We start from the raw sequence: 12,980 nt of genomic DNA, 5'->3' as shown, positions 1-12,980 counted from the left end.
TTTAAAAGTCAATCTTATGATGGGGGATATTTATAAGATATATCCATGTGGGGCTTGACGGAAGGATGAGGTATGAAGAAAGTAAATTTATGGCCTTCAATAAAAATGTATTTTATAAGTTCGTATGAGCGCCAAGTTTATTGCTGCTGACCTCCTAACAAAAGGGGCGGGGCTTATATGTGGAAAGGCCGCATTTATCATGCGGCATTATTAAGTTTAGATTGAAAAATGTTCTATTCGCAGGTCTATTTTTAAGTAGAGCAGGCCTGCCCCATCTTCTTAAGAAAATAGGTGATATGCCCCGGCGGCATATCCGGCAGTTCGCCAAAGACGGTGTAGCCCTGTTTCTGGTAGAAGGGCAGCGCCTGGAAGCTGGTGGTTTCCAGATGAAAGTGGGTGATGCCCTGGTCGCGGGCATATTGCTCCATGGCGCCGAGCAGGCGGGCGCCCCAGCCATCCTGGCGGATGCGCTCGTCGATCCAGAGCCAGTCCACGTGCAGCCAGCCCCACTTGATATCGGCGAGGATGCCGCCCAGCACCTTGCCCTGTTCATCCTTGATAAAGCTGGCGATCCGCTCGCGCAGGTGTGTGCCCGCCTTGTCCGTGTTGTAGCCAGACAGGCCGATCCGCAGGGCATCGAGCTCCTCATCCTGCGGCGGTAGGGGTGGGGTCAGTCGCATATTGGCTCCAGGTCCATGAAAATAGCCTCAATAAATAATGGCTTGGACTCAAGCTAGTCAAGCCCTCTGACCACGGAACCGGACATCCGCCATTGCCCTGTGACCTGTTTCGATGAGCAGATAGATAAAGGCGTTGCTACCGGGGGTTCGTCAAATCTCGGGGAAATAGCAGGCGGCGATATCCACGGGCTGATCGGGGCAACCGGGGAGGTAGAATTGCCAGCCGGCGTCGGAGAAGGCACGCAGCTCATTTTCGACGAATTTCAGGGCCAGGCTCAGGGCCTGCAGGGCATCGACGCCATAGATGAAGGTCTTGTCGCTCAGCCCCTCCAGCTTCACCTTGCAGCGCCAGTCGCCACTGGCGGATTTGGGGTCCGGCTCCGGCGCCTTGATCGCTATTTTCAGGGTCACTTGTTCGCCTTCGATGCTCACGGCCTCGAACTTGGCGGTCACTATGCTCTTCTTCATCTGGATATCCTTTCTCCGCTTGCCCACAATCCTGTTTCGCCAAGGCGATGAGCATGAAATGGTGAGTCTGGGCAGACAGCAAAGACAGACTCAGGAAGGCCAGCCTAATGGAAGCGAGGGCGGGAAACAATCTGCGCACGCACGGCCTGTGAAGTGGCTTGAATATCCACGTGCCGCAGCCGACGAGTCTGGCTTGTTGCCTGTTTTTCATCCGACCCAAGCTGACTGCGTATCTTATTTTCTTGAATGTATTGATTAATATCTATCAATGACAGGATCCGTTATTGGCCCAGAGCCAGCCTGGGGACGATAATCGGGATCAGGTGGCAAGTCTGGCGCCGCCTCTCGGCAATCGGATCAAGGAGATGGTATGGCTCTCTCGGTCAAACAACTATACGAAGTGATGGCCCAGCTGCCTGATCCTGTCTTCATCCTGAGCGAGGATGGTTACTACATCGAATACATTGGCGGCATGGAGCAGCAATCCTATCAGGATGGCAATCCGCTGGCGGGCAAGCGGCTGGCCGATGTGCTGCCCGCCGACATGGCGCAGTGGGTGATGGAGCAAGTTGCCCTGGCCCTGAGCTCGGGCCAGGTGCAGGTGGTGGAATACGGCCTGGCGGCGGTGGAGGTGGTGGGGATCGATTCCTCGGTGGGGCCGCAGGGAGAGCAGAGGTTCGAGGGCAAGATAGCCCCGCTGCCATCTCGTTACGATGGCAAGCGGGCGGTGGCCTGGGTGACCCGCAGCATCACCCGCCAGTACGAGCAGCAGCAGCGGCTCAAGCTGCAGAGCGAGACCGACCAGCTCACCGGCCTCTACAACCGCCGCTTCTTCTTTGAACACTGCCAGCAGCAAAGGGTGAACCCCGAGTGCAGTGGCCTCATCATGCTGGATATAGATCACTTCAAGCAGATCAACGATCGCTTCGGCCATCAGCAGGGTGACAGGGCGTTGCAGCGTTTCTGCAAGTGCGTGGCGGCCCAGTTGCGGAGCGAAGACCTGTTTGTGCGCAGTGGTGGCGAAGAATTCCTGATCCTGTTGCCAAGGCTGGGTGAGTCAGAGCTGTGCATGATAGCGGAGCGGATCCGTGCTGCCGTGGAGGCACTGGCGCCTGATCCAGTGGCCTTCACCGTCAGTCTGGGCACGACTCTGGTGACGCAGGGGGAAGAGATCAACCTGGCATTGGCGCGTGCCGATGAGTGGTTGTAGCGGGCCAAGCGGGCGGGGCGCAACCGGGTTGCTCATTGCCCGGCAACCTGATGACGGGGACTGTACTTGTTGCATGAAACAAGTTGATTTATATCGGTAAAATCCATCAATGACACCGATGTCAATTGGGTCGAAATATGACTCGCTTATTCCGCTGATATTCCCGGCTTGATGGTGCTAATATTATCGGCCTGATTGCTGATTTTATTCATGTTGTTGGACAACGCGCAGAGGTTTTGTCTTATGTTATCAGCCGGGAATGAACTGGTCATATTGAGACCAAAATGATACATCTCATTGTCTTTTGAAACAATTCTATTCAAACAGTCATGAATTATTAACCTTGACCTTTATGGCGATTTCAACGATGGTAGCGTGACATTCCCGTTTCATATTGGCTGTCTTATTGACCGCTGGCGGGTTTGCTTTTTCTACAATCTGGTGATGTGCACAGACATATCACCCGCCTATTACACGGGCTAATAAAATAACAAAGATGACAGACAAATAAGGTGTATATCGCAATGAGTATTGCTATTGCTGAAAAGAAGACCCCAGCTTCAAAGTTGAAATGGGAGAAAAGTGATTCGATATGGACCATGGGCTTGTATGCCACTGCAGTCGGTGCCGGTACACTCTTTCTCCCTATTACCGTAGGCAGTAATTCGCCGGTTATTTTGCTGTTTATATTATTGATGGCATTCCCGCTCTCTTATTATTCCCACCGAGCGCTGAGTCGCCTGGTATTGTCCAGCTCCCATCGGGAAGGGGATATTACCCATGTGGTGGAGGAGCACTTTGGTGCCAAGGCGGGCAAGCTGCTGATGCTGGTCTATCTGATGGCCTTCTACCCCATCATTCTGGTCTACAGCATCTCCATCACCAATGCCATTGAGAGCTTCATGGTGCATCAGCTGGGGGGCGCCGTGCTGAGCCGTGGCTGGCTGGTGCTGGCTGTGATGCTGGGTCTGCATCTGATCCTGCTGACCGGCAAACAGGTGGTGGTGTCGGCCATCAGCGTGCTGGCGTTGCCCATGGTCGCCTTCCTGCTCGGCATCTCCATTTATCTGCTGCCCCAGTGGAGCCTCTCCTATTTCACCGAGAGTCAGGTGGTGGAGTGGCGCGATCCCGCCTTCTGGAAATCCCTCTGGCTGATAGTGCCCGTGATGGTGTTCTCGTTCAGTCATGCCCCCATCATCTCCTCCTTTACCGCCGCCCAGAAGAAGCGCTGCCATGTGAGCGCCGACGTGCGCAGCAAGCGCATCATCAAGTGCAGCAGCCTGCTGATCTGCGGCAGCGTGCTGTTTTTTGTCATCAGCTGCGTGATGAGCCTGAGTCAGGCGGAAATGGCGTTGGCCCGCACCGACAATATTTCCGTGCTGTCGGCGCTGGCGAACAAGTTTTCCAATCCGCTGATCGCCTACGTGGGTCCGCTCATCGCCATTCTGGCCATGTCCAAATCCTTCCTCGGCACCTCCATGGGGGTGAGCGAGGGGACGGTGAGCATGGTGAGCGGCGCCTGTCAGGGGTTGGGGCTCTCCCTCAGGGAGACCACCATAGCCCGGGTCTCGTCTGTCATCCTGTTTGTCGTGACCGGGATCATCACCTATCTGAACCCCAATGTGCTGGACATCATAGAGAAGGTGAGCGGACCGCTGATCGCTGTGATCCTGTTCCTGCTGCCGGCCTGCTCCATCTATCGCCTGCCGGCGCTCGCGCGCTATCGCGGCCCCAGCACACTGTTCGTGATGGTGGTGGGGCTGCTCGCCATCTCGGCCCTCATCTACGATCTGCTCTGACGAGCGAGAGACGGCGCAAAACAACAGGGGCGACCACTTGGTCGCCCCTTTTTCATGCCCGCCTCGTCAGCTCAGCAGGGTCGAGACGCTCTGCCCCGCCATCAGCAGGCCTATGGCCAGCGCGCTGAACCAGACCAGGGTCGCGCTGACCAGCAGGTAGCCGCTGGCGACGAACAGGCCGTCCCGCTGCAGCATGCCGATGGCCAGCAGCAAGATGGCCCAGGCGGGCATGGCATTGGTGAAGGGGATGGCCCCGAGCGGCAGCATCAGCAGCAGGGCCGCCAGCATGAGCAGCAGGCCGTTGCAGCGGTTGATGGTACCGCTGCCGGTCAGCAGCAGGAGGCGCGGGCGAATGAAGCGATCGATGCGGGCCAGCAGGTCGGCGCCCTTGTGCAGGGTCGGCTTGAGCTGATCGGCGGCGAAGCGGCGCTCCATCAGGATGGCGGGCAGCCAGGGCACCCGGTTGAGGGTGATGCCGATGCCGATAAACAGGATCAGCAGGCCAAACGGGGTGCTGACGCCCGGGATCGAGACCGGCAGCAGGAAGGGCACGGTGAGCAGCACGCAAAACAGCAGCATGCCCTGCTCACCCACCAGGGCCAGCATCTGGCGCAGGCTGATATGGCTCTCCTCGATGGCGTGGGCGGTCGCCCGCAGGGTGTCGGAGAGCTTGTGTTGTGGGTCTTTGAGTTGCGCGGCAACCATTCCCGTATGTCCTTCTGGTGACTTGAACCGGCTCACCATGAGCCGGTTGCGCGCCAGCATACGTGGCAGAGGTTAATCCCCGATGAATAACGGCAGCGGCGATGAGCGGGGTGGTGGCGGGAGATGATCGTGGCAACAGAGTGTGATCCTCCCTGCGAAAATGGGTTGATACAGGCCAGGTTTAGGATGGGGGTCAGGGGGCTCTGATATGCTTGGTGGGCACTGGTGCACAAGCAGAGGGATTGCGATGAAACGAGCAGGGATCATGATGATGGGGCTCTTGCTGCCGCTGGGGCAGGCCTGGAGCGCCGACGGCGAGGCTGGGCTTGGCTGGCAGGTGACGCCGTTTTTCGGCTACAGCTCGTCCATCGACTTCGAGGCAAACGATGACCCGCAGCCCATGCCAGTCTCCACCCAGCTGCAATCCTTGCAGGGGGAGAGCTCCGGCAGCTGGGGCCTGTTCATCAGCAAGGAGGTGGATGACCCCGGCATGATAGAGCTGCTCTACAGCCACCAATCCACCCGCCTCTCCCCGGATCAGTCGGAGCGGCTGACGGTGGACACGCTGCACTTCGCCGGGGCCCTCACCCTGTCGGACAACCTGATGGCTCCCTACATAGGCGCCGGCATAGGGGCGACGCGCTTCGCCGCCTACGACAGCGAGGTGGCCCCCTCAATGTCGCTGGCGCTCGGGGTACAGCCGCGTCTGACCGAGCGTCTGGCGCTGCGGGCCGAGGTGCGCGGCTACGGCACCCTGGTCAACGACAACAGCCAGTTCCTCTGCAACCCGGATAACTGCGTGTTCAAGGTGCGCGGCGAGCTGGTGACCCAGTGGCAGGCCAATATCGGCCTGACCCTGAGGTTTTGATGCCAGCCCTGTGACGTGCCATGTCAGGCAATGCCGCGGGTGATCCGGCTAAGGGGCTCGTTGACGTCGAACAGTTTGTACTGCACCGCGCTGGCGCCCATGGCGAGCACCCGCTGCTCGTGCATTGTCGCGTAGGCGAGGGCGCTGGCCTCATCCTCGAACAGATAGATGCCGCCCGCCTCGCCGGTGCGCGGGTTCTCGGTCCAGATCTTGGAGATGAAGCCGGGCTCCCGGCTGATGGACTCGGCCAGCGGCATGGCGGCGGCTGTCAGTGCCGGCCCCATCTGCTCGGCGGGGAAATTGAAATGGATTTGCAGCAAACTGGGCATGATGCACCTCTCGTGCGGATGGAGTGACAGAGTCCGCATCATAGGAAGCCGGCATCTTGTCCGCAAGAAGGCACCTTTTCGTGGCATAGTTACCGCAAAGTAACCACTCGCGAGTCATCAGGTGTCCCCACTCCCTTGCCCCGCCTACCGGGTGCTGCGGCTGCTGACCGGTAAATGGAAACCGGCCATCCTGTTTCATCTGCGCAGCCAGACCCTGCGTTTTGGCGACCTGCGCCGCTGTCTGCCCGAGGTGAGCCAGAAGGTGCTCACCGCCCAGCTCAAGGAGCTGGAGAGCGACGGCGTCATCATTCGCACCCTCCATCCCGATGTGCCCCCCAGGGTGGAGTACGCCCTGAGCCCGCTTGGCGTCGCCCTGCTGCCCCTGCTCCAGCAGATGCACGACTTCGCGCTGAGCCATGCCGACCTGCTGGTGCGGGCCGGGGATGGCCCGGCGAGCGAACCACACCCAGCCGCCATCGAACGGGGTTAGTCTTGCGCCGACCAGACCATCACCCACTCGGCGCAGCCGGTGTGGGGATCCTGCTGTTCACCCTCGATCTGAAAGCCCTGAGATAGATAGAAGTCGCAAGCGGCCAGGTTCTGCCGGTACACCTGCAGTCGCAGGGCCGGCCGCTGCCGTTTGGCGTGGGTCAGCAGGGCCTTGCCATAGCCGCGTCCCTGCTGCTGCGGGACAACGAAGATGGCGGCCAGAGTCTCTTCATACAGGGAATAAAACCCCAGCGCAGAGCCATCTTGCCAGAGCATATAAGAGTCGGCGGCGGGCAGGTAGGTCTCTCGCATCGGCGCCAGGTTGGCGTGCCAGTAGGCCGGGTCGATGAAGTGGTGGGCCTGCAAAGAGGCTTCCAGCCAGATGGCGAGGACGGCCTCCATGTCGGCCGGGGTGAAGGGGCGGATCTGCATAGCTGTCTCGTCTGGATTCGTCACAATAGGGGCATGGTAACAGCGCCAGCCTGGCCGTCACCCGGCGGTTGGCCAAAGTGGCGCCCTCATAACAAAAAAAGGCGACCCGCGGGTCGCCTGTTGCCGCTTAACCGGTGTAGGGGAGGGAGGAGTGGTGCAGCACTATGCGCACCTTGCCGTCGTCCCCCTTCTTGAAGCCCCAGGTCTTGTCGACCGTGGTCTCCTTGTTGTCCCTGTCTATCAGGTGAACCTTGCCCATGGTGAGGGCCATGTCGCCGTTGATATAGACGGCGGCGTTGTCGTAGTTGTAACTTTTCCAGTTCTTGAGGGCGAAGCCGGTGTCGGCGGGATAGGCCTGATTGTTGCCGACGAAGTAGGCCAGCGCCCCTTCCTGGTTGAGGCGGAAGGTCTGTTCGCCCCCGGCCAGGGTGGGCTTGAACAGGACAGGGCCATTGTTGTAGCCGTAGGCGCTGTCGAGCACGGCAGTGGCCGTCGTTTTGGCCTTCGCTATGCCACCGCTGCGGTAGTCATCGCTGATCTGGATCAGGGCCTTGCCCCAGGCATCCTGCGCGGCCTTGATCTCGGCTTCGGTGATGTTGTTGTTGGCGATTTCGGCGGCGCTGAGGGAGCCGCTGGCGGCGAGCAGAATGAGGACAAGGCCGGATTTCTTGGTGAACAGCGTTTTGGTGAACAACGTCATGGGATGATGACTCCTGGGTTCGCGTTTAAGGAGACCCGGAGTTTATCTGTCCGCGATGAATAAAAATTGAACCAACCGTTCAGCCACGAGAAGGGAGGGATCGGCATTGCTCCCGTCTCCTCTCTCTCCATCTCAGATGTTTCTCGTCAGCGGGCGCGCAGCAAGCTACGGCTGGCCGGGGTTGCCGCCAGCAGCCGATAAGCGAGCAGGGAGAGGGCGAGCAAGGCCGGTACTTTCAGCAATTCCCACCAGAGCAACTTACCCTGCGGGCCAAAGATCATCAGCCACACCACCAGCATCATGTGCAGGCAGTAGAGGCCGAGCACTTTCGGAGCCTGACGTTCCAGCCAGCTGCCTTGGCCCCAGCCCGGGTTGGCCAGCAGCAGGCCGAACAGGCCCAGGCCCCAGAGCAGCGAACCGAGCAGGAAGTCGTGGCGACTGAGGGGCACCGAGGCCCAGTGCAGCAGGCCCCAGGCTTCCAGGGCGTAGAGTGCCATCCCCACGATCAGCAGCAGGGCGCTGCGCCTGGCATCCGGCTGCCAGGCGCGAAAGCGCAGCTCGGCGCCCAGCGCCACGAACAGCAGCGAGAAGAAGGGGCCGTTGCGGGTCAGCAGGGCCCACTCTCCCCCGAGCAGCGGCTGGCCATAGGAGCCGCCGAGCAGGGCCAGCAGGTAGAGCAGAACACCGAGCACCAGGGCCAGCCGAGGCAGCCCAATCCGATGACACAGTGCCTGCAGCAAGACAGCCAGCATCAGGGCCGGCAGGAACCAGAGATGGATCATGCCACCCACCCACCAGGCGTTGAGAGGATCCCCCAGCTGCATCTGCCACTGGCTCGCCATGGCCGGCAGATAGCCGTCGCTCAGTGCCGCCGGCGGGTTGAATGGGATCAGCAGATAGAGCAGGCTCCACGCCAGCCAGAGCCCCAGCAGGGGGCGGCAGTAGCGCAGCGCCACCGCCATGGGGTTGCCTGCGGCGAGGGCGGGTTGCAGAAAGTAGCCGGCGCACAGGAAGAAGAGCGGCACCGCGAAACGGCACAGCTGGTTGATGACGCCCCCCAGCCAGAAGTAGAGGGTGCCGTCCCACAGGGCGGGATCGAACGGATTGCTGAAGGGGGAGAGGTGAATGGTCATCACGGCCATGATGGCCACTACTCGCCCGCACTCTATGCTGGAGATGCGCATGATACCTCTTGGCGCCAGGAATTCTGGCCGCACCCTAACAGCCGCGAGCGGCCCCCATCCAGTCATGGCGCCGACAAGTGTGACCCCCATCGGCACCCGCTTACCTTTTGTTACCTCGGGTGCGGGCAAGGTTACCCCCCGTGGGCGCCAGATCCCGTTTTGGTGTCGGTAAACGCGCTAGAGCAGGGCAATCAGCACAGTGGCGAGGGCCCCGAGCAGCAGCAGGGCTATGCCGCGACCGGCCGGGCCGTGCAGCTTGTTCCACATCAGCAAACTGGTGAGAGCCAGCAACAACATGGCCAGTGCCGCCAGATCGCCGAACAGCTGCCAGGAGAGGCCTGTGCCCATGCCGCGATGCAGCCGGTTGAGGCTGGCGGCGAAGTTGGCCTGCTGCCGCTCGGTGCGCACCAGCAGTGTGCCCTCCACATAGCTGGCGGCCAGGCTCTGGCTGAGGGTGACGCCGCGCATCTCCCAGCGGGCCGGCAGTGTGAGGGGGCCCGCCGGGGTGGGTAGGGTCTGCGCCGGGGTGATCATGGCGCGCCCTTCCTCGAAACTGTCCGGGTAGCGTTGCTGCAACAGGGTTTTCAGCTCGTCCGGGCTGGCCAGGGGCGCGTCCAGCCCTATCTCCTCGCTCGACTTGTCGGTGTGGGGGCCAGGGATGGGCAGCACGGCCCTGTGTTGCAGCCAGAGGCCGGTCAGGCCGTAGAGCAGCATCAGGGTGAGGGTGGCAAAGCCGGCCCAGGCGTGGATGCGGCGCACCCACTTGTTGTTGTGAAGGGGGAGTCTTCTGCGTTTCATCGGTTGCGCTTCATAAAAATCTGGCCAGCGAGGGCTGGCCAGAGAGATCGTGGAAGAGGGTGGGATCAGAAGCGGTAGGCGGCGCTCAGATTCAGCTGACGGGGCGTGCCCGGCATGATCTGGGAGGCGCTGGTGGCGCTGACGAAGTAGTCGTGGTCGGTCAGGTTCTCCACGCTCAACTGGGTTTCCCACTGTTGCCAGCGGTAGCCGGCGCGGGCATCGAAACGGGCATAGCCGGGCAGCGTGGTGGTGTTGGCGTTGTCGGCGAAGCGATCGCCCACCGCAGTCACCCCTGTCTCGCCGAACCAGCCCTGGGTGCCGCTCTGGTAGCCTGCGAACAGCTGACCGTTCTGGCGGGAGACGTTCATCGGCCGCTTGCCCTGCAGATCCGCATCCGCCTTGACCTGCTCGGCGTCCTGGATGGCGATGCCGCCGCGCAGGTAGATCTCGTCGGTCAGCTGGGCGCGGGCGCTCAGCTCTATGCCCTCGGTGCGTTGCAGGCCGGTGAGGATCACCTTGGTGGGATCCAGCGGATCCTTGCTGCGCTTGTTGTACATCTCCAGCCGGTAGACGGAGAGGGTGGTCGCCAGCCGGCCATCCAGCCAGTCGCTCTTCACGCCGCCCTCGTACAGCCGGGTGTGCTGGGGATCCAGACTGTTGTTCTTGTCACCCGGAGTGATGCCGATCAGCTCGCCGCCCACCGGGGTGAAGGTCTTGCTGTAGGAGGTGTAGAAGGCGTGTTCCTCGAGCGGATTCCACACCAGCCCCAGCCGCGGGCTCAGGCTGGTGACCGACACTGTCTCCTCCTTGTTGAGGTCGTTGCGGCGGCTGGTGACGGTGAAGTCGTCGCGGCGCAGGCCGCCCAGCAGATGCCAGTCGCCCAGGCTGAGTTGATCCTGCAGATAGAGACCGTAGCCGCGCACCTTGTGGTTGGCGTCGCTGGAGAGCTTCATGGCGCCATCATAGGTGGGCAGGGAGCCAGGATCATAAAGGTTGCCGGCCGGGATAGGGCTGGCGTTCTGGTAGAGCTTGGGGGTGCGCTCCTGCCAGTTCTGCTCGAAGCCGATTAGCAGACGGTGCTCGATGGGGCCGGTCTGCAGCTGGCCTTCGGCCTCGGTGTTGCTGATCAGGCTGTTGGCCTTGAGATCCTGCTGCCAGCGGGAGCGGGTCACCTGATCCCCCTTGACGCTGGTGACATAGGTGTTGTCGAACTGACTGTCGAGGCTGGTGTAGCCCAGCTGCTGGCGCAACTGCCACTGATCGTTGATGTCCCAGGAGAGGCGGGAGCGGGTGGACTGGGCCACATCGTCGATGAAGTCGCGGCGGGTGTCGCTGTAGACGTACTCCTTCGGCACGTCGGCCGGGCGGCCTTTGACGCCGGGGATGCCGCGATCCGGGGTGCGGTCGTGCTCGTTGCGCTCGTACTGCACCAGCCAGTTCAGCCTGTCGCTGATCTCCCAGTTGACGGAGGGGGCCAGCAGGGTGCGCTTGCTGGTCACGCCGTCGCGGAAACTGTCCTTGTCCTCCTGGGCCAGGTTGAGGCGCAGCTGCACCCGTTCACCCGCCTCGCCGTTGAGGTCGGCGGCCAGCCGCCGGTTGTCGAAGCTGCCGACCAGGGCGCTGACGCTGGACTCCTGCCCCTTCTGCGGCTTCTTGCTGACCCGGTTGACTATGCCACCCGTGCTGCCGCGGCCATAGAGCACGGCGGCCGGGCCCTTGAGCACCTCGACTCGCTCTATGTTGCCAAGGTCGCGAGTGTACTGCATGTCATCGCGAAAACCGTCCAGATAGAAGTCGTTGCTGGCGCTGAAGCCGCGGATGTTGACGCCATCGAAGCGGGTGTCGCCGCTGGCGTTGACGCCGGGGATGCCGGTCAGGGCCTCGCTCAGGGTGGGCTGGCCGAAGGCGGTCAGCTCGCTGGCCTTGACGCTGTCGATGGCCTGCGGCACCAGCTTGGCCGGGGTGTTGGTACGGGTCGCTGTGGCGACCTCTTCGTGCTGGCTGCGTTTGCCGACGACCGTCATGGTCTCGTCTTCGGCACGGGCGCCGGCACTCAGGGCCAGCAGAGCGACGCCCAGCAGGGCGCGTGGGTGATTGGGTGTGTACATGTTGCGTGTTGACTCTTGAGGAAGCGACCTGATGGTCTGAACTTATTGATTTGTTTATAATTATTGGTTTCTCTCCTGCGAGAGGATGCTAATGATATTGATTTTCATTAGCTCTGCAACATAAAGATGTGATGAGCCTTGGCAAGGGGATCGGATGGAACGCAGCGGCCGGCAGCGCCGTGCAACTGGGTGTCAGGGGCGGTTTGGGGCCCATGGGGGAGGCCGGGTGGTCAGCGGCCCTGGGTACCCTGATTGTCGGCGGATGCCAGCTGCTTGCCCAGCACCAGCCGGGGGGCCGGATCCGTCTGCAGTGGAATGTCTTGCAGCGGCGTGCCCTGCAGGTTGCGGTGGATGATGTTGGCCGTCATCCGGCCCAGGGTTTCATAGCTGCTGATGGTGCCGACGGTGCAGCCGTGCTCGACAAACAGCTCGGCGCTGCAGATGGTGGGGATGCCCACCTCGTTGAGGGCGGCCAGCAGCTCGGGGGCGATGGAGAGCAGATAGCTGTCGGCGGCGAGGAAGACGATGCGCTGACGGGCATCCTGTTGCAGACGCTTGAGCTCGCCGGCCAGCCGCCGCTTGTCAGGCGCTATGCGCCAGGTGGTGAGATCCCATTGATAGCGCTTGGCTTCGCGCAGCAGCAGTTCACCGGTCAGCAGGTGTTCTGCTCGCGGGGGTTGAAGGGTAGCAGCAGTCCCTTGTCGGTGGGCAGGTGCTGGCGGGCGTTGGCGAGCTGGAGTGCCATGGGCACCAGGTTGCTGGTGCCGGCCACCATCCGGTTGTCCGCCTTGTCTTCCGACAGGATCCCGGCCCCGACAGGGTCAGACACTATGTTGAAGATCAGCGGCTTGCGATCGCCGATCAGGCTCCTGACCATGGTCGTGGCCGTGGTGCCGAAGCAGTAGATGTAGTCGTAGTCGGCGAGGGAGGGCAGCAGTTGCTGGCGCAGCTGGGTCGCGAAGGCGGCGCGATCCTGATTGGCGTTGAAGGTGACGAAGGTGGGTTGATGGCCGAGCCGGATCAATTCGGCACGAAAGCCCCGCTCGGCATCCGTTTCACCGCGCCACAGCACCATGGCGATGGTCAGCGCCTGAACGGGAAGGGCGAGCAGCAGGCAGCAGCAGATGAGCAGGCGTAACGGCATGATGATCTCCTCTTCGTGGTTCTGTTGAGCCTAGATCATGAGCCGGACGGCGGCTGGCCTGCATCC

At 61.5% G+C, this 12,980-nt stretch carries 13 protein-coding genes and 1 pseudogene; 4 read left to right on the top strand and 10 right to left on the bottom strand.

The genetic code is table 11. The features are described 5' to 3' along the window. Positions 1-251: 251 nt before the first annotated feature. Together CK910_RS02790 and CK910_RS02785 are read right to left on the bottom strand one after the other, a co-directional pair. Complete coding sequence (locus CK910_RS02790) at positions 252-680, bottom strand: GNAT family N-acetyltransferase (protein ID WP_098980937.1); 429 nt, start codon at positions 678-680, stop codon at positions 252-254. Between the two features lie 150 nt (positions 681-830). Then, entirely contained in the window at positions 831-1,148 is a 318-nt protein-coding gene (locus CK910_RS02785; protein WP_059169200.1) for a DUF6968 family protein, read from the bottom strand. A 370-nt stretch (positions 1,149-1,518) separates the two neighbouring features. Here CK910_RS02785 and CK910_RS02780 point away from each other — a divergent pair, with 370 nt between their 5' ends. Together CK910_RS02780 and CK910_RS02775 are read left to right on the top strand one after the other, a co-directional pair. After that, a complete protein-coding gene (locus CK910_RS02780) occupies positions 1,519-2,358 on the top strand; it encodes a sensor domain-containing diguanylate cyclase (RefSeq protein ID WP_098980936.1) in 840 nt (279 codons plus the stop codon). 746 nt (positions 2,359-3,104) lie between these two features. Continuing rightward, a complete protein-coding gene (locus tag CK910_RS02775) occupies positions 3,105-4,157 on the top strand; it encodes an amino acid permease (RefSeq protein ID WP_253852810.1) in 1,053 nt (350 codons plus the stop codon). Between the two features lie 66 nt (positions 4,158-4,223). On the opposite strand, the gene CK910_RS02770 is transcribed toward CK910_RS02775, so the two are convergent. Then, positions 4,224-4,862, bottom strand: coding sequence for an exopolysaccharide biosynthesis protein (locus CK910_RS02770; protein WP_042868709.1), 639 nt, complete (start codon positions 4,860-4,862; stop codon positions 4,224-4,226). A gap of 247 nt (positions 4,863-5,109) precedes the next feature. Between CK910_RS02770 and CK910_RS02765 the strand changes: the two genes are divergently transcribed. Then, positions 5,110-5,730: an outer membrane beta-barrel protein gene (locus CK910_RS02765; RefSeq protein WP_098980933.1), complete on the top strand. Its 621-nt coding sequence runs from the start codon at positions 5,110-5,112 to the stop codon at positions 5,728-5,730. 23 nt (positions 5,731-5,753) lie between these two features. Here the strand turns inward: CK910_RS02765 and CK910_RS02760 are convergent, their stop codons facing one another. Continuing rightward, entirely contained in the window at positions 5,754-6,059 is a 306-nt protein-coding gene (locus CK910_RS02760) for a monooxygenase (protein ID WP_098980932.1), read from the bottom strand. A 121-nt stretch (positions 6,060-6,180) separates the two neighbouring features. On the opposite strand from CK910_RS02760, the gene CK910_RS02755 reads away from it, so the two are divergent. Continuing rightward, positions 6,181-6,549: a winged helix-turn-helix transcriptional regulator gene (locus CK910_RS02755; RefSeq protein WP_098980931.1), complete on the top strand. Its 369-nt coding sequence runs from the start codon at positions 6,181-6,183 to the stop codon at positions 6,547-6,549. Here the strand turns inward: CK910_RS02755 and CK910_RS02750 are convergent. The 6 genes and pseudogenes from CK910_RS02750 to CK910_RS02725 all read right to left on the bottom strand — a co-directional run bounded on the left by CK910_RS02750 (position 6,546) and on the right by CK910_RS02725 (position 12,914). Continuing rightward, the gene (locus CK910_RS02750) at positions 6,546-6,980 is read right to left on the bottom strand and encodes an N-acetyltransferase (RefSeq protein WP_098980930.1); all 435 of its coding nucleotides are present in this window, start codon (positions 6,978-6,980) and stop codon (positions 6,546-6,548) included. The two genes, CK910_RS02755 and CK910_RS02750, sit on opposite strands and share 4 nt — an antisense overlap. Positions 6,981-7,107: 127 nt before the next feature. Continuing rightward, complete coding sequence (locus CK910_RS02745; RefSeq protein ID WP_098980929.1) at positions 7,108-7,680, bottom strand: hypothetical protein; 573 nt, start codon at positions 7,678-7,680, stop codon at positions 7,108-7,110. A 146-nt stretch (positions 7,681-7,826) separates the two neighbouring features. Continuing rightward, positions 7,827-8,864: an acyltransferase gene (locus tag CK910_RS02740; RefSeq protein ID WP_098980928.1), complete on the bottom strand. Its 1,038-nt coding sequence runs from the start codon at positions 8,862-8,864 to the stop codon at positions 7,827-7,829. A gap of 177 nt (positions 8,865-9,041) precedes the next feature. Then, positions 9,042-9,662, bottom strand: a complete 621-nt coding sequence (locus tag CK910_RS02735) for a PepSY-associated TM helix domain-containing protein (RefSeq protein ID WP_098980927.1) — start codon at positions 9,660-9,662, stop codon at positions 9,042-9,044. 65 nt (positions 9,663-9,727) lie between these two features. Continuing rightward, the gene (locus CK910_RS02730; RefSeq protein WP_098980926.1) at positions 9,728-11,770 is read right to left on the bottom strand and encodes a TonB-dependent receptor; all 2,043 of its coding nucleotides are present in this window, start codon (positions 11,768-11,770) and stop codon (positions 9,728-9,730) included. 230 nt (positions 11,771-12,000) lie between these two features. Next, positions 12,001-12,914: pseudogene (locus tag CK910_RS02725) on the bottom strand (ABC transporter substrate-binding protein). Positions 12,915-12,980 lie beyond the last annotated feature (66 nt).

Origin of the sequence: Aeromonas sp. CA23, assembly GCF_002587065.1 — a bacterium.
GTDB lineage: Bacteria > Pseudomonadota > Gammaproteobacteria > Enterobacterales > Aeromonadaceae > Aeromonas > Aeromonas bestiarum.
Note: the sequence above shows the minus strand (reverse complement) of the source record. Positions and strands in the feature narration are given on the sequence as shown.